Raw genomic sequence first — 16,601 nt, forward strand, 5'->3', positions numbered from 1 at the left:
CGTTCAGCGAACATCACAAAAATTTTTTGGAAAATTTGACTTTGACAACATTGTTGTTGTTAATTTAGCGTAAAATGAAGATACGTTAAACAACAAAGCTGTTGTTTTAGTCTCCACCCATATTCTAGCAGCCGTGTAACCATTCCGTAACGGGAGATGGGAATCGGTTAGCCGCAATCCGCCTCCCATCCTAAAAGAGTTCCGAACACGAGAGATTATTACTGATGAGTGCCACTGTCAAAACCTTAGTCAACCAACCCTACAAGTACGGCTTTATTACAGATATTGAAGCCGACACTATTCCGCGTGGACTAGACGAGGACGTTATCCGCTTGATCTCTTCTAAGAAGAACGAGCCACAGTTCATGCTGGACTTTCGCCTCAGAGCTTATCGCCAGTGGCAAAAAATGACGGAACCAACTTGGCCGAATGTCAAGTATCCGCCAATCAATTATCAGGATATCATTTATTACTCAGCGCCGAAACAGAAGAAAAAAAAGCTGAACAGCTTGGACGAAGTTGATCCAACCCTTTTAGAAACCTTTGAGAAGTTAGGTATTTCCCTATCTGAACAGAAGCGACTGGCAAATGTCGCCGTCGATGCAATTTTCGATAGCGTTTCTGTCGCCACTACATTTAAAGAAAAGCTAGCGGAAGATGGCGTTATTTTCTGCTCGTTTTCGGAAGCGTTACAAGAACACCCAGAATTAATTAAAAAATATTTGGGTAGCGTTGTTCCCATCGCTGACAATTATTTTGCCGCCTTGAACGCTGCCGTATTTAGCGATGGTTCTTTTGTATACATTCCTAAAGGCGTAAAATGCCCAATGGAACTGTCTACCTACTTCCGCATCAACTCTGGTGACACGGGACAATTTGAGCGGACTTTGATTGTCGCCGAAGAAGGTAGTTATGTTTCTTACCTCGAAGGTTGCACCGCACCGATGTATGACAGCAACCAATTGCACGCCGCAGTGGTGGAACTTGTCGCCCTTGACAACGCCGAAATTAAATACTCCACCGTCCAAAACTGGTACGCTGGCGATGCCAACGGTAAAGGCGGTATTTACAACTTTGTCACCAAGCGCGGTTTGTGTCAGGGCGTAAATTCTAAGATTTCCTGGACTCAAGTAGAAACAGGTTCGGCAATTACTTGGAAATATCCTAGCTGTGTTTTGGTGGGTGATAATTCTGTGGGTGAGTTTTACTCGGTGGCGCTGACAAATCACATGCAGCAAGCTGATACGGGTAGTAAGATGATTCACGTTGGGAAGAATACCCGCAGTACAATTATTTCTAAAGGAATCTCCGCAGGTAAATCTAGTAATAGCTATCGGGGTTTGGTGAAAGTTAACCCGACGGCTAAAGGGGCGAGAAATTATTCTCAGTGTGACTCAATGCTGATTGGGGATAATGCCCATGCGAATACTTTCCCTTATATTCAGGTGCAAAATAATGGTGCGAAGGTGGAGCATGAAGCTTCTACTTCTAAGATTGGGGAAGATCAGTTATTTTACTTTGCTCAACGGGGTATTTCTTCGGAAGATGCTATTTCGATGATGATTAGCGGCTTCTGTAAGGATGTTTTCAATCAGCTACCGATGGAGTTTGCTGTGGAAGCTGATAAGTTGTTGAGTTTGAAGTTGGAAGGCAGTGTTGGATAAATGGAAGCAAGGATAAACACAGGGACATCGGTGTTCTGTGTTTATCTTTTAGAAGAGTAACGAACCGCGAAGACGCTAAGAGCGCGAAGAGAGAAGGGAGAGAAGATGATTATTGAAAATAGTGAAGTTGTGCTGTCAGTACGGAATCTGACGGCTAATGTTGATGGAACACCGATTTTGAAGGGTGTGAATCTGGATGTGCGATCGGGTGAAATTCATGCGATCATGGGGCCGAATGGTTCTGGTAAGAGTACCTTTTCTAAGGTATTGGCAGGACATCCGGCGTATGAGGTAACTGGCGGTGAAGTGATTTTTCAGGGACAAAATCTCCTGGAATTGGAACCAGAAGAACGCGCTAGAAGCGGTGTATTTTTGGCGTTTCAGTATCCATTAGAAATTCCCGGTGTGAGCAATTTGGATTTCTTGCGAGTGGCGTACAATTCCCGTCGTAAGGCGCAAGGATTAGAGGAAATAGACGCTTTTGATTTTGACGATTTGATTGAGGAAAAGCTGGATGTGGTGAAGATGAATCCCAGTTTCCTCAGTCGGAGTTTGAATGAAGGGTTTTCTGGTGGTGAGAAAAAGCGGAATGAAATTCTGCAAATGGCGCTTCTAGAACCAAAGTTGGGAATTTTGGATGAAACAGATTCGGGTTTGGATATTGACGCGCTCAGAATTGTGGCGAATGGGGTAAATCAACTGGCAAGTCCAGACAATTCGACAATTTTGATTACTCACTATCAGCGATTACTTGATTATATTGTGCCTGATTTTGTGCATGTGATGGCGCAGGGGCGAATTATTACCAGTGGTGGTAAGGAATTAGCGCTGGAATTAGAGTCTCGCGGTTATGACTGGGTGCTGGAAGAATTTGCAGCTGCTGAGGTGGGTGTGTAATGTTTCAATCCCTGATAGGGATTTTTAATTCCAGCACTACTTAATATTGTAAACCAGTTACGAGTATCTAATGAGTATTCAAGTATCTCCCAGTCCAATACCTAATTCAAATTTAGTCAGTTTGACATCTCCTCTGTTAGATAAAGATACCTATCTAACTGAATTGTTAAATCAGGTAACTGCACCCAAAACAGAGGGGTGGTTGCAGCAATTACGCCAAAGTGCTGCTAGTTGGGTACGCCACTCGACTATTCCCACCACCCGCGAGGAAGAATGGCGATTTACTGATTTGTCGTCTCTGCGAAAGCTTCAATTTAATGTAGAGACGGTAAATTACGCGTCTTTAGAATTTGATATTTTGCCAGAAGCGGCTAATAGTCGTTTGGTTTTTGTTAATGGCGTTTTTGCACCGGAGTTATCCGCAGTTTCAGATTTGCCAGATGGAATTGTGGTAAGTAATTTGGCTGGTTTGTCTGCGGTTGAGCAGCAAGCTGTACAGCAGTATTTAGCTCAAGCTGAGGGAGCGCAGGAGGTTTTTACTGCTCTCAATACGGCTGGGATAACTGATGCAGCTGTGGTGTGGGTGAAGAAGAATGTGGTAGTTGAAACGCCTATTCATCTGGTGTTTATTTCAGGTGAGACGCTGACAATTTCGCAGCCGCGTTGTTTGGTGGTGGCGGAAAGTGGTTCGCAGGTGACTTTGGTTGAGGAGTATACGAACCGCGAAGGCGCGAAGGGCGCGAAGGAAGAAGTTTATTTAACTAACGCGGTTACGGAAGTTTGGGTTGGTGACAATGCTGAGGTGAGCCACACTAGGGTTGAGTGGGAAGGTGCAGAGGCTTTTCATATTGGGAAAACTGCGATCGCACAGGCTCGTGATAGTCGATATACTTGTCATGCCATAACTCTAGGTGCAAAGCTGTCTCGGCACAATTTGGAGATTTTGCAAACTGGTGAGCAGACACAAACGACTCTCAATGGTTTGACGATAATTTCTGGTAAGCAGTTGTCTGATACTCACAGTGCGATCGCACTTAACTATCCTCACGGTACAAGTGACCAATTGCATAAATGTATTGTAGGCGATCGCGCTCATGCGGTGTTCAACGGTAAAGTTTTTGTCCCCAAACGAGCGCAGTTGACAAATGCAGCCCAGTTGAATCGTAATTTGCTGCTATCATCGAAAGCCAGAGTTGATACCAAACCCCAATTGGAAATTACAGCCGATAATGTCAAATGCGCTCACGGTGCTACCGTTAGCCAATTGGAAGATGATGAAATATTCTATCTGCAAAGTCGGGGAATTGATGAAAACGATGCTCGGAAGTTGTTAATTAACGCCTTCGCCGCTGAAGTCATCAACAAAATACCAGTTCCTTCTCTCCGAGAAATCCTGTTAAACACAGTCAATAATCTTAAGTCCCTGACTAACGACTAATGACTACTGACTAATAACTAATCTACCAATGACTTTTACCTCTACCAAAACTATTGCTGATAAAGTTCGCGCTGACTTCCCGATATTGCATCAGGAAGTCAATGAGAAACCCTTGGTTTATCTCGATAATGCTGCGACATCGCAAAAGCCTTTGTCCGTATTAAATACCCTACGGGATTATTACGAGCGATATAATGCTAACGTGCATCGCGGTGCCCATACCCTCAGTGCTAAAGCTACTGATGCTTATGAAGGTGCTAGAGATAAAGTTGCCAAATTCATCAATGCTGCTTCGCGTCAGGAAATCGTCTACACCCGCAACGCAACAGAGGCGATTAACCTAGTAGCCTACAGTTGGGGAATGAACAATTTGCAGCCGGGAGATGAGATTATTCTCTCGGTGATGGAACACCACAGTAATATTGTGCCTTGGCAATTGGTGGCACAAAAAACGGGTGCAGTACTGAAATTTGTAGAATTAACACCAGAAGAAACTTTTGATTTAGAACAGTTTAAAAAGCTGATTTCTGACAAAACAAAATTGGTGTCGGTGGTGCATATTTCCAATACGTTGGGTTGCATTAACCCAGTGGCAGAAATTGCTGCGATCGCTCACAAATACGGTGCTAAATTCTTAGTTGATGCTTGTCAAAGTGTTCCTCACTACCCCATTGACGTGCAGCAGATAGATTGTGACTGGTTGGTAGCATCTGGTCATAAAATGTGTGCGCCAACTGGTATAGGATTTCTGTATGGCAAGTTGGAATTGTTAGAATCAATGCCACCATTTTTTGGTGGTGGTGAGATGATTGCAGAGGTATATTTAGACCATTCCACTTATGCAGAATTACCGCACAAATTTGAAGCTGGTACACCTGCAATTGGAGAAGCGATCGCACTTGGTGCTGCGATAGATTATCTTAGCAGTATCGGCATGGATAAAATCCACGCCTACGAAGCAGAATTAACAGCTTATTTGTTCCAACAATTAGAGCAAATTCCCCAAATTAGAATTTACGGCCCCAAACCAAATGCAAAAGGTGAAGGTAGAGCCGCTCTTGCATCGTTCACAGCCGGAGAAGTTCACGCTAACGACTTATCTACATTATTAGATCAAGAAGGCGTTGCCATCCGTTCTGGACACCACTGTACTCAACCATTACACCGTTACTTAGGTCTTCCTGCAACCGCACGAGCAAGTCTATCTTTCTACAACACCCGCGACGAAATTGATGTTTTCATCAAAGCGCTGAAAGAAACTTTGGACTTTTTTGCGGGTTTCCTTGCTTAAAGTTAGAAAATATTTAGATCCTTATTGTGCCAAATATCAGCAACATACCTTGCTAATATTTGGCACAATTTAATTATCTGGAGTTTAATGAACGTGAAGGCAATAAAATTCAAAAAATTTATGGTGTTGTCATCACTAAAACTAACAGTAAGTTTCTCAAGCTCATTGGGCAAGTGCTTGAAATTAATTTGGGCGAGTATTATATTAATGACATAGGTAAAATCATCGGGGTTTTATCTATAGCGTTTCCCAGGCAACTGAGGTACATCCAAATCTTGCTCACCAAGGTTAATATAGCTTTAAAAACGTACCTCACTAGGTCGGGAACCGCTATAACATCCTGATAGAAAAAGGATTGTAATATGCTTGTTAAGTTAACCCTTGCAGAACAAAGAACAGTCTTAGACAACGTTAGCTGGGAAACTTTTGAAGCCTTACTGAGAGATACAGGTGAGGATAGAGGCTCTAGGTTTGCTTACGACTGCGGTGTTTTAGAAATAATGACTCCACTTTTTGAACACGAAAATCCTAAAATTCAGTTTGACCGATTGATATTCGCTTTAGCAGTGGAATTAAAAACTAAAATTAGAAGTGCTGGTTCTACAACATTAAAATGTAAACCAATAGCAAAGGGAATAGAACCTGATAATTGCTATTATATTCAAACTGAGTCACTAATTAGAGGTAAACAAGAATTAGATTTAACAACAGACCCAGCACCAGATTTAGCAGTTGAAATTGATATTACTAGCACTTCTATTAATAAATTTAAGATTTATGCGGCTTTAGGTGTCGGAGAATTGTGGAGATATAATGGTGAAATTTTAAAATTTTATCAATTAGTAGCAAGCGAATATATTGAAATAAAGTCGAGTATTGCTTTTCCTCTAATTTCTGTTAGTGATATGAATAGATTTATCCAGCAAAGTAAAACTATGGATGAAATTGATCTGGTGCAATCCTTCAGCGCTTGGGTGCGTGGAAAGATAGCTTAAAATCATGAATTAATTACGAATTACGAATTACGAATTACGAATTACGAATTATTTTAATATGCTTGTGAAGTCAACGGTTGGTGAACAAAGAACAGTGCTACATAACATTAGCTGGGAAACCTTTGAAGCCTTGTTGAGAGATACAGGTGAGGATAGAGGTTCTCGGTTTGCTTATGACTGCGGTGTTTTAGAAATCATGACTCCACTTTTTGAACATGAAAACACCAAAATTCAATTTGACCGTTTTATTCTAGTTTTAGCCGAAGAATTAGGAATTGAAATTAGAAGTGCTGGTTCAACAACATTGAACCGGAAAATATCAAAGCGGGGAATAGAACCAGATACTTGCTATTATATCCAGAATGAACTAGCTATTAGGGGTAAGCAAACTTTAGATTTAGAAAATGATCCGTCGCCTGATTTAGCAATTGAGATTGACATTACCAGTAGTTCAGTTAACAAATTGGGGATTTATTCAGCGTTGGGTGTAACTGAACTTTGGAGATATGATGGGCAAAATTTAGAATTTTATCAGTTGATAGAAGGGCAATATGTCGAGTGTAAGTTTAGTATTGCCTTCCCTATAGTATCAGTCAGTGAGATAAGCAGATTTATTGAGCAAAGTAAAAGTATGGGGGAAATTACTTTGCTTAAATCATTTCGCGCTTGGGTAAGGGAGAAGATTAAGATAGAGTGATTTTTTAATTATATTTTCACCATCCTATTTATGAGTCACTATCAAAATTGTGGGATATTTCCTTAATAGAGTCTAGATGACCATATTTCATAATAATATCCCATTCTTGCACCATTTCTTCAGCGACTATGTAACTACATTTATCCTGAAGTTTAAGCTTCTTAAAAGTAGGACGTTTCAGTTCATCCTTCACTTTATTAATACGTGATTCTGGAACTACTATATAAAGTGGAAAATTTAAGTTTGGACAAAGCGTTACTAAATCTGCCATCCTTAGCAAACCGGAGTAAACAGGTGTAGTCATTTCAACTTCAAATGCCGCAGTAATTTGATTCCTACCAGTGAGCCAAATGACATCAATGTACTGAACTGTTGATCGTTCATCATCACCAATTCCTAGTGGCGGCAAAGAATCAATACTCAAGCTTCCCAATTTTTCTTTATCCCACACATCTGAACTGTCAGTAATATCAATCCATACCGAACCACAAAACTTTTTACCTAACTTAGCTAATATCCACTGTATTTGGGTATGTTGTATTTCGTTAAAAGTTTCAGCACTACTAATCATTTTGATAGCAGCATTTACACTTTTGTTATTTAATGTCTTTCGTAATTCCTCTGCTTTGTCAAAATTTCCAGCTATAATTGCCTCATCAATAGCTGATACAATTTTTTGGATGTGGATGAAGTTCAACAATCTTGCGTTCTTTAATCTGAATGTTTGCCATTTAGTCTAATTACGAAGTCACACTGTGTCTGATGTACTACTCTAATCTAACAGTGGTATTAATGTATCAAAAAGAGCAAAGAATCAAAATATATTGCTTGTTTGAGTCTAAAAGGCGATCGCACCCTCATTCCTTAACGCCATGCAAGCGGAATTACTGCACTGTTTCCTAGCTGCTAGAACATTTACCGAATCAGGTAAACTTGATGCTTTACTTTATTGTGAATAAGATAAGTAATTTACAATCTAAAATAAGATTATATTGAGCAACTACATTAACAACAACCATGCACCCTATATTAAAAGTCGATATTTCTGAACTAAGTGTATCTGAACGTATACAGCTTGCCGAAGACTTATGGGACAGCATTCTTACTACACCAGATGAAGTTCCTCTCAGCGATGAGCAAAAACAAGAATTAGATAGACGCTTGGAGATGCATCGCCAAAACCCAAACCAAGGTTCAACCTGGCAATCCGTGAAGCAAAGACTAGGTTTAACTGAATGAGCTATCAGTTAATAATTAGTCCAGAAGCAGAACTGGATATTCAAGATGCTTTTGAATGGTATGAGCAACGTGAATCTGGAGTAGGTTCGGAGTTTGTACGCGCAGTTGATAGCTGTTTAGCATTAATCGGACGTAACCCTTCAGCTTATCCCGTGGTATATCAACAAGCGCGGCGATTATTGATACGTAGGTTTCCCTATGGTGTTATTTATGTTGTAGAAGAAAATGTTATCACTATCATTGCTTGTTACCACGTCAAACGTAATCCTAAACAATGGCAGAGCAGGAATATTTGAACGCTTGTATGTTCTCGCCTACAATCACCGAAAACATCTATAATTCCTGTTCTCAAATAAGTCTGGAGAAGATGGCTATGTGTTCAAATTCTCAAGAGACAACGCCGCAGCCTTCAGCAGAAGACACGAAAGCCAATGGGGAATCCCCACGCCTGTTGACTCCTGAGCAAGTCCGGGCTGGAACCAATGTAATTATGAGCTATGCTGAACGACAGGCATTTCTCAAAAATTCTGAGATTGGTAAGTTACTTGGTTTCGATCGCTGGCCAGATTTGCCACAAAAAAGCGAAACCAGTTTAGTATTTAAGCTATCAGCAGAAAAATGGGTTACTAATAGCAATCAAGCTGAATTAGTAAAAGATCCAAATTGGATTCAAATTGAAGCAGCTATCTGCGAGTTAGATGGCAAAAGCAAAACTTTAGTAACCTTGAAATCTGATGATGAGACTTACATGAATATTGGAGGCGGTAAGTCAGCTAAATATGTTGTAAATGCAACTTTGAATAGCAAAATTTTTGATGTTTTAGTTGATTTATCAAAATCTGATGAAATAGAAACATTAGTAGTCGATGGAGAAGAAAAAAATTATCCTGCCAAAATGTGTGTTGATTTGCTGCGCTGTTTAGTAGCTGCTAGAACATTTACTGAATCAGGTAAACTTGATCCATTACTTTATTGGGAAGAAGATAAGTCATTAGTAACAGTGTAATCAAAGCGATCGCACCCCGCAAAGTCAACTCAAAGAATCTGGATCTATCCCCAACTTTCGCAATTCTTGCGCCAGTCTTTGAGCGCGTTCTTCAGCAGTGGTAGCGCGTTGTTCGGTTACTATCGCTCGTTCTTCTGGTGTTAAATATCTGACTCCTTGTTTGTCATACCAATACAACCAATCCCGCGTAATTCCCTGATAGGTTCCCCGTTCATAACCAATTGCTAAACCTATCTCTGACAACCAAACGAGATTTCCTGGCTGCAATACATATTCACCATTTACAAAGCGATAAACTTCTAAAGGTGGTTTTCTCCGCCGTTGAGGATTGTAGACAACATAATACAAAATCTCCATCTCAGCATAAAGTTTCTTTTTGCTGGTGTATTCCCCACGCCGTCTGTGAGAAACAACTTCTAATGCCATAATCGGCATCACCTTTTCTTCCCACAACACATAACTTAAACGCAAGTTCTCATCAAAAACTCGCTCGACTCCTAAACTTAAAAACCCATCAGGGACAATCGGCTGTAGTTCGGGATCGTAATATATCCCCATATCAACGCCAAAAAACCAATCCATCCGGCTTGTCCACAGCCAAGCTAATATGGCTTCCAGCAATCCAGGAATCAAATGTTGTAGTTGATTATCCACAGGTTCATCGTCCGAATCAGGCAGATCCTCGGCGGAGGGTAAGCAGTGCAATGGGTTGTAATTTAACATGGTGGGTGCAAGCGAAAACTTATAATATTGATGATATCTATCCACCTCTGACTTTTTCTTGCGATAATTCCCAAGGGGGACGCGTTCCCTACTGGTTCGTAAAAGGGGGATAGATGACAATCAAGCGGTTGGTTTTAATTTTTGTGACGCTAATAGCAGTTCTGTTGGCAGTTTCGGCTTTACTGAGTAGTTGGCAAAAACCTCAGTTTCAAAGTCGCCTAGAACTATACCAAACCAATATTGCTTTACAAGCTCAAGCTTGGCAATCAGAAGATAGCAACGATGACAATCTTCAGGCGATTCGGGAAGCAATACTTGGTGAGCAACCCCTGGAGGCCGCTACGAAGCAGTATCAGGAGGCGCGTCAATCAGTTCAAGCTAATTTGGACAAAGTTAACAATCAACTTACACAATTACGCTCTCAACCTGAAATAACTCCCACACCTCCAAAACCTCTACCTGATGTTCCTCCCACGACTAAAACCTCTAAACAGGGACAGCAACAGTTAGAGCAGTCTTTTAAGCAATTACAAAAATTACTAGCTGAATTAGACTTGCGGCTGGGAATTTTACAAGCACAGCAAGGACAGACGGATACAGCTCTCAAAACTTGGAGCGAATTACAACAACGTTCAGGTATTAATCCAGAATTTGGAGAAACCGCAGCTGTATTGAGTGGACTGTGGAGCAATCCTCCCCGTCTGCTCCAAAATTCTCAAGAACGAATTCAAAAGAATTTAGAAGGTTGGTTTCGCTCTACTGCTTTGGTTCAGCTATACCAACTTCAGCAACGACAAGATGCTTTATCAGCAGTTAAAGCTACACAACAAGAATCTGCTGCTCAAGCAGTGTTGAAATTAGCGGTTATTGGCACTATTCCTACATTGGCAGCTTTAAGTGGTCTAATATTGCTGATTTTCTTATTTGCTCAACGCTTACTGAAAGGAAAAGCCTCGTTACTAGCTCAAAATGCTGATATCCCTTGGTCAACGCCGTGGGATGGTGAAACGATTTTACAGGTTTTTATCGTCGGCTTTTTCTTCATGGGGCAAATTTTTGTCCCTTCATTGCTATTGCTGTTCCCCATCCCTCGTCCTGTAGGTGATGTGCGACTTCAGGCTTTTTATGTTTTGGTTAGTTACTTATTGGTAGCATCGGGTGCGCTGTTAGTGCTGTATTTTTCTCTTAAGCGCTTTTTTCCACTACCAGAATTTTGGTTTCGCTTCCGTTTTCAAGATAAGTGGTTTTTATGGGGACTGGGAGGCTATTGTGCGGCTTTACCTATAGTTGTGGTGGTATCTTTAATTAATCAACAGCTATGGCAAGGACAGGGTGGTAGTAACCCACTGTTACAACTAGCGCTGGAAAGCCAAGATGGTGTTGCACTTGGCATATTTTTCTCTACAGCAGCGATCGCAGCTCCATTTTTTGAAGAAATTTTATTTCGCGGCTTTTTGTTACCTTCTCTAACTCGCTACTTACCCGTGTGGGGATCGATTCTGATTAGCAGTTTATTGTTTGCGATCGCTCACCTCAGCTTGTCGGAAATTCTTCCCCTCACCGCATTGGGGATCGTTTTAGGGGTAGTTTACACGCGATCGCGAAACCTCCTCGCTCCTATGCTCCTCCACAGTCTCTGGAATAGTGGTACACTATTAAGCTTATTTGTTTTGGGTAGCAATTAGTACAATAAAATTACTGTTGCCTAAAACGAAAATATTTGCTTTTATCTGCATAAGTGGGGATAATTTACGAATTACGTTAGCGCAGCGTCTCGTAGAGAGCGGCATTACGTTAGCGTAGCGGTAGCGAGTCCGCATTCGCTTTTAGCGTCTCGTAAAGAGCGTCATTACGAATTATTTTAATTGTCTTCCGAAACCGTTTGAGCTGTCATAAATTTGATTGCAATTCCGTTTTGCGCTTATGGAAGTAGGTATTGGCAACTAAAAACAGGTTAGAAAGATATGGAAGATGTCTCTTGCGCTTCTATATTTAACTAGTCTCATAATGATGTGGGCGTTTCACGCTCACTGGAAGCGATGTCTACGACGGGCTGCAACTACGCAAAAAAATCCGGAAATAATACTGACGGACTTGTAAAAAGTAGTGTATGTAGCAGCTTTTGCTGATTACTGAGGTTCATTTTTCTCAAGATAAATGTCTTACCTAAAAATCTATTGATTAAGCAAATATATTTACTTGCTTTCATTACAATAAAGACTTTATTTTTATACTCACTTATCAAGGAGCAGGACTCAATTATGTCAAATCTCAACCCCAGTCACCCTACCAAACAACTTCTAGCTGGTTACTGTGGCATTATCCTTGGAGCATTTGGGGTTCATAAGTTTATTCTAGGATACGCTTCGGAAGGCTTTATCATGTTGGTGATTTCCGTAGTTGCGGGTTCTTTCACCTACGGCATTGCCTTGTTAATTATGCAACTTGTAGGTTTAATTGAAGGCATGATCTACTTGAATAAGTCTCCTGAAGGATTTGTAAATACCTACTTTGTGAATAAGCAGGGTTGGTTTTAGAAACTTATTTTTCACGTTTGCATTCTTGCGTGAAGTTACATATAACGAATTTGTCAAAATAATTAATAATTTCAACCTGTGAGAGTACAGAGCTAACATTGAATTTTTGATTTAGTGTTGACTCTGTACTCATTCTTTAATTATGAGTTATTCGATTAATGCTTACATCTAGCGAAAAACTTAGGTGTAAATTTATAAAACTGCTGTCGGATTTTTGAACAAGACTCAGTACGCATCTATCCCTTATTTTTTGTTACGAGTTCCCTGCCCAAGTGAGTAAACTCTCCGAATAAAACCAGATTTCTATATATCTTCTAAATTGGCTAAAATTTGACAATTTATTATTGCGAAAGATATGGAGATGCCAAGTAAGAATAATTACATTAAAATTGAGGCTGTCATTTATAGTTGAGGAGTATGACTCATAGTGTCTAATATCAACCCCAGTGATGCTAACAGCAAAAAAATTGCAGCTGGCATCTGCGCTATCTTGTTAGGAGCTTTAGGTGTTCACAAGTTTATTCTTGGTTACAAGACTGAAGGTCTGATCATGCTGCTTGTCACCCTACTTACATTTGGTTTGGGTGGGGCAATAATGGGGATTATCGGTTTGGTTGAGGGTATCATCTACTTAACCAAGACTGATGAACAATTCCTCAATGCTTACATTGTCGAAAAGAAAGGCTGGTTTTGATTACCTGCTTCTGAAGTTTTGTTTGCCGTTTTGATTTAATGTTCATTGGTGTTTGAATTATCCCTTTATCTTTTTTCATCCCAAAGTAAATTAGTTCGCTGGGGTTTACTAGGATTTTCCTGTACACCCCTACTTGGTACTTGTAGCGGTTCTCACTTGGGTGAGATACAAGAACCCTCCCCCTTCTTTGATAGGGGACTATGATGTACCTTGTATGATTAGAAAACTCTATATTTTGATCACCAAGGTAGGTTATAGAGTAAGATTCTTAGTTTTCCCAATACGGAACTTAACTGGAATTTCATGTCAAACTTGTGGCGTGACTTGCTCTTTTATGGCTATTTCCCAAGAAATTTGGTTCAAGCAGTGGCAGAAAATTTAAAATTTATTGTGTCTTTTGTACAGTATTTCTAAGTATTACTAGAAATTTTTTCTAAAAAATTCTCAATTCTACTTCTATGCCAACTATCAAACGTAAACAGCTAATCTGGATATTCTTCTTGTTGTTGGGCTTGGGCTATTTCAGCGCCATGTCTAATTTGGAAATTCACAATTTTTGGAAAAGCCTAATTGTACTCATGCCAATGCAGGTTGGAGCTATTGTTTATGTAACTTACCTACGATGGAGCCGTCAGTGACCCTCAGCAGAGTAGGATAAATTAAGAAATTCAATAGGGTTGACATACAGTCGTAGTTCAATATTTCGCCTACTCTCAAATTAGAGACGCTTTTAGTCAGGCGTTGAATTTCTGTAGCGAATCTAAACACTTGCCATGCAACTTGTCCCGAAAACTAAGCTAGCCCCAGAACTTGACCCAATCTTAGAGAAAATTATTCTCGATGTTGGGGGTATGAAGTGTGCCGGGTGTGTGAATGCAGTAGAGCGACAGCTAACCCAACATCCAGGAGTCAAGAGTGCCTGTGTGAACCTGGCCACAGAGGTAGCTGTTGTAGAATCAGAAGTTGGTGCAGTAGATGCAGATGCACTGGCAGAGCGATTAACAGGGGTGGGATTCCCAACTCAACCCCGAAAAGCTAGCGGCACAGTCACAGGCGAAATATCTACCTTACCAGACCCAGCAGAACGACAACGCCGAGAAATGCGATCTTCTTTTAGGCAGTTGGCGATCGCAGCGATGTTGCTAATATTGTCGGGAAGTGGGCATTTTGGTAATCTTGGTAGCTCAGTGCTGCCAGTACTGAATAACATCTGGTTTCACTGTGGATTGGCGACAGTGGCACTATTAATTCCCGGTCGCCCGATTTTAGTAGATGGTTGGCTGGGCTGGCGGCGAAATGCACCCAACATGAACACCCTGGTGGGATTAGGAACGCTGACAGCCTACATTGCTAGTTTAGTAGCGCTACTCTTTCCCCAATTGGGTTGGGAGTGCTTCTTTGATGAACCAGTAATGATGCTGGGCTTTATTCTTTTGGGAAGGACATTAGAGCAACAAGCTAGAGGTCGCGCCGCTGCGGCATTTAGGAAATTGCTAGCACTCCAGCCACAAGTAGCGCGATTGATTGCCAACCCAGAGAAAGGAGGAGTGGGATCTTCTAGTGTAGAAATTCCCGCTGAACAGGTGCGTGTTGGTGAATGGTTACAAGTGCTGCCAGGTGATAAAATCCCCGTTGATGGTGAATTGATGGTTGGTCAAACAACGGTCGATGAGTCAATGCTAACTGGGGAAGCCGTACCAGTAATTAAGCAACCCGGAGATACGGTGACAGGGGGCACACTAAACCAGTCAGGAGCGATCGCTATTCAGGCAACCCGTATTGGAAGTGATACAACTCTAGCTCAAATTGTCACCCTAGTAGAAGCCGCCCAAACTCGGAAAGCACCAGTACAAAAATTAGCAGATACGGTAGCTGGTTACTTTACCTACGGGGTACTGACAGCATCTATATTGACATTTGTCTTTTGGTACTTTTTTGGCACTCACATCTGGACTGATATCACCATGTCTGGTGGCATGGAAATGATGAGCCACGCTTCACATAATGCTCGCCATTCCTCACTCAGCACTCCCCAATCCCCTTTATTAATTAGTTTAAAACTAGCGATCGCAGTTATGGTAGTCGCCTGTCCCTGTGCTTTGGGACTTGCTACCCCAACAGCCATTCTTGTCGGGACTGCTATGGGCGCAGAACGGGGTTTATTAATTAAAGGCGGCGACGTTTTAGAAAGAGTACACCAGTTAGACACCGTAGTATTTGATAAAACCGGCACTTTGACCACAGGTAATCCTATCGTCACAGATTGTCTGTTAATTGAGGAAATGGGGACTGGGGAAGAGGCAGAAGAACAGGAGAAGAATAACAATGCCCAATGCCCAATGCCCAATGCCCAATCCCTAATACAATTAGCAGCAGCCGTAGAAAGCGGTACTCACCACCCTCTAGCAAAAGCGATTCAGCAAGAAGCACAGCGGCAACAGTTATCTATTCCAGAGGCTGTGGATTTTCACACAGAAGCAGGATTAGGGGTGTCTGCTGTGGTGGAGGGTACAGTTGTACTCTTGGGTAACTGGGACTGGTTGAGTTGGCACGGTATTTCAAGTAGTGAAACTGCACAACAGGTAGCACAGGATTTAGCAACAGATGGTAAAACAGTCGTTTGCGTAGCAGTTGCGGGAACTTTAGCCGGATTAATTGCTGTTTCTGATACCCTCAGACCAGATGCCCGTTCTACCGTAGACAAATTACGTCAGATGGGCTTACGGGTAATGTTGCTCAGTGGCGATCGCAAAGAAGTAGCTAGCGCTATAGCCAAACAACTAGGAATAGATAGCGTTGATGTAATAGCAGGTGTCCCCCCAGCCAAAAAAGCGGCGGCAATACAATCTCTCCAGTTAGAAGGGACAAGAGGACAAGGAGACAAGGGGACAAAGAAAGATCCTAACTCTCCACTCCTAACTCCCCACTCAGCACTCAGCACTCAGCACTCAGCACTCCCCACTCCCCACTCAGTAGTCGCAATGGTAGGAGATGGAATCAACGATGCTCCAGCTTTATCCCAAGCAGATGTAGGAATTGCTTTACACTCAGGGACAGATGTGGCGATGGAAACTGCTGAAATTATCCTAATGCGCGATCGCTTAAATGATGTCGTCGAATCTATTCAGCTTAGTCGCGCCACCTTCAACAAAATCCGCCAAAATTTATTCTGGGCTTTTGCATACAATACTGTTGGCATTCCTTTAGCAGCAGGTGTTTTGTTCCCTAGTCTGGGTTTTGTCCTGAACCCATCTGGTGCAGCTGCACTAATGGCTTTTAGCTCTGTCAGCGTCGTCACCAACTCAATATTATTAAGGCGATTAGCTCATCACTCGTAGAATAGTCTTTTACAGGTGAATTTCCAAGCACAAATCTTGGTTATTCCCATATAAAGTTAAACTGAGTCGTATTCAGTTTTTA

16 protein-coding genes are annotated in these 16,601 nt (G+C 41.5%); 14 read left to right on the forward strand and 2 right to left on the reverse strand.

Translation table 11 applies throughout. From position 1 onward, the window contains the following. Window positions 1-224 precede the first annotated feature (224 nt). From sufB to HUN01_RS23770, 6 genes are all read left to right on the forward strand, one after another. Window positions 225-1,664, forward strand: a complete 1,440-nt coding sequence (sufB, locus tag HUN01_RS23745) for a Fe-S cluster assembly protein SufB (protein WP_181928241.1) — start codon at window positions 225-227, stop codon at window positions 1,662-1,664. Window positions 1,665-1,769: 105 nt separating this feature from the next. After that, window positions 1,770-2,561, forward strand: coding sequence for a Fe-S cluster assembly ATPase SufC (gene sufC, locus HUN01_RS23750; RefSeq protein ID WP_181928242.1), 792 nt, complete (start codon window positions 1,770-1,772; stop codon window positions 2,559-2,561). 70 nt (window positions 2,562-2,631) lie between these two features. After that, a complete protein-coding gene (gene sufD, locus HUN01_RS23755; protein ID WP_181928243.1) occupies window positions 2,632-3,999 on the forward strand; it encodes a Fe-S cluster assembly protein SufD in 1,368 nt (455 codons plus the stop codon). 28 nt (window positions 4,000-4,027) lie between these two features. After that, complete coding sequence (locus HUN01_RS23760; protein WP_181928244.1) at window positions 4,028-5,290, forward strand: cysteine desulfurase; 1,263 nt, start codon at window positions 4,028-4,030, stop codon at window positions 5,288-5,290. 362 nt (window positions 5,291-5,652) lie between these two features. Beyond that, window positions 5,653-6,285: a Uma2 family endonuclease gene (locus HUN01_RS23765; protein ID WP_181928245.1), complete on the forward strand. Its 633-nt coding sequence runs from the start codon at window positions 5,653-5,655 to the stop codon at window positions 6,283-6,285. A 58-nt stretch (window positions 6,286-6,343) separates the two neighbouring features. Then, window positions 6,344-6,982 (forward strand): Uma2 family endonuclease, encoded by a 639-nt coding sequence (locus HUN01_RS23770; protein WP_181928246.1) that lies wholly within the window; start codon window positions 6,344-6,346, stop codon window positions 6,980-6,982. Between the two features lie 28 nt (window positions 6,983-7,010). On the opposite strand, the gene HUN01_RS23775 is transcribed toward HUN01_RS23770, so the two are convergent. Further along, complete coding sequence (locus tag HUN01_RS23775; protein ID WP_181928247.1) at window positions 7,011-7,682, reverse strand: hypothetical protein; 672 nt, start codon at window positions 7,680-7,682, stop codon at window positions 7,011-7,013. A 317-nt stretch (window positions 7,683-7,999) separates the two neighbouring features. On the opposite strand from HUN01_RS23775, the gene HUN01_RS23780 reads away from it, so the two are divergent. From HUN01_RS23780 to HUN01_RS23790, 3 genes are all read left to right on the forward strand, one after another. Further along, window positions 8,000-8,221, forward strand: a complete 222-nt coding sequence (locus HUN01_RS23780) for an addiction module protein (RefSeq protein ID WP_094351740.1) — start codon at window positions 8,000-8,002, stop codon at window positions 8,219-8,221. Then, window positions 8,218-8,517 carry a type II toxin-antitoxin system RelE/ParE family toxin gene (locus HUN01_RS23785; protein WP_181928248.1) on the forward strand — a complete coding sequence of 100 codons (300 nt, stop codon included), beginning with the start codon at window positions 8,218-8,220 and terminating at the stop codon, window positions 8,515-8,517. Before HUN01_RS23780 ends, HUN01_RS23785 begins: the two co-directional genes overlap by 4 nt. A 77-nt stretch (window positions 8,518-8,594) precedes the next feature. Further along, on the forward strand, window positions 8,595-9,227 hold the full coding sequence (locus tag HUN01_RS23790; RefSeq protein WP_238845576.1) for an Imm1 family immunity protein: 633 nt from the start codon (window positions 8,595-8,597) through the stop codon (window positions 9,225-9,227). Window positions 9,228-9,251: 24 nt separating this feature from the next. On the opposite strand, the gene HUN01_RS23795 is transcribed toward HUN01_RS23790, so the two are convergent. After that, entirely contained in the window at window positions 9,252-9,950 is a 699-nt protein-coding gene (locus HUN01_RS23795) for a Uma2 family endonuclease (RefSeq protein ID WP_181928249.1), read from the reverse strand. A 113-nt stretch (window positions 9,951-10,063) separates the two neighbouring features. Between HUN01_RS23795 and HUN01_RS23800 the strand changes: the two genes are divergently transcribed. The 5 genes from HUN01_RS23800 (at window position 10,064) to HUN01_RS23825 (ending at window position 16,519) form a co-directional block, all read left to right on the forward strand. Beyond that, the gene (locus HUN01_RS23800) at window positions 10,064-11,635 is read left to right on the forward strand and encodes a CPBP family intramembrane glutamic endopeptidase (RefSeq protein WP_181928250.1); all 1,572 of its coding nucleotides are present in this window, start codon (window positions 10,064-10,066) and stop codon (window positions 11,633-11,635) included. A gap of 576 nt (window positions 11,636-12,211) precedes the next feature. Next, window positions 12,212-12,487: a TM2 domain-containing protein gene (locus HUN01_RS23805; protein WP_181928251.1), complete on the forward strand. Its 276-nt coding sequence runs from the start codon at window positions 12,212-12,214 to the stop codon at window positions 12,485-12,487. A gap of 427 nt (window positions 12,488-12,914) precedes the next feature. Further along, a complete protein-coding gene (locus tag HUN01_RS23810) occupies window positions 12,915-13,181 on the forward strand; it encodes a TM2 domain-containing protein (protein WP_181928252.1) in 267 nt (88 codons plus the stop codon). A 458-nt stretch (window positions 13,182-13,639) separates the two neighbouring features. Continuing rightward, a complete protein-coding gene (locus HUN01_RS23820) occupies window positions 13,640-13,819 on the forward strand; it encodes a hypothetical protein (RefSeq protein ID WP_084227281.1) in 180 nt (59 codons plus the stop codon). Between the two features lie 135 nt (window positions 13,820-13,954). Then, window positions 13,955-16,519 (forward strand): heavy metal translocating P-type ATPase, encoded by a 2,565-nt coding sequence (locus tag HUN01_RS23825; RefSeq protein WP_181928253.1) that lies wholly within the window; start codon window positions 13,955-13,957, stop codon window positions 16,517-16,519. Window positions 16,520-16,601 lie beyond the last annotated feature (82 nt).

Source organism: Nostoc edaphicum CCNP1411 (assembly GCF_014023275.1).
Taxonomy (GTDB): domain Bacteria; phylum Cyanobacteriota; class Cyanobacteriia; order Cyanobacteriales; family Nostocaceae; genus Nostoc; species Nostoc edaphicum_A.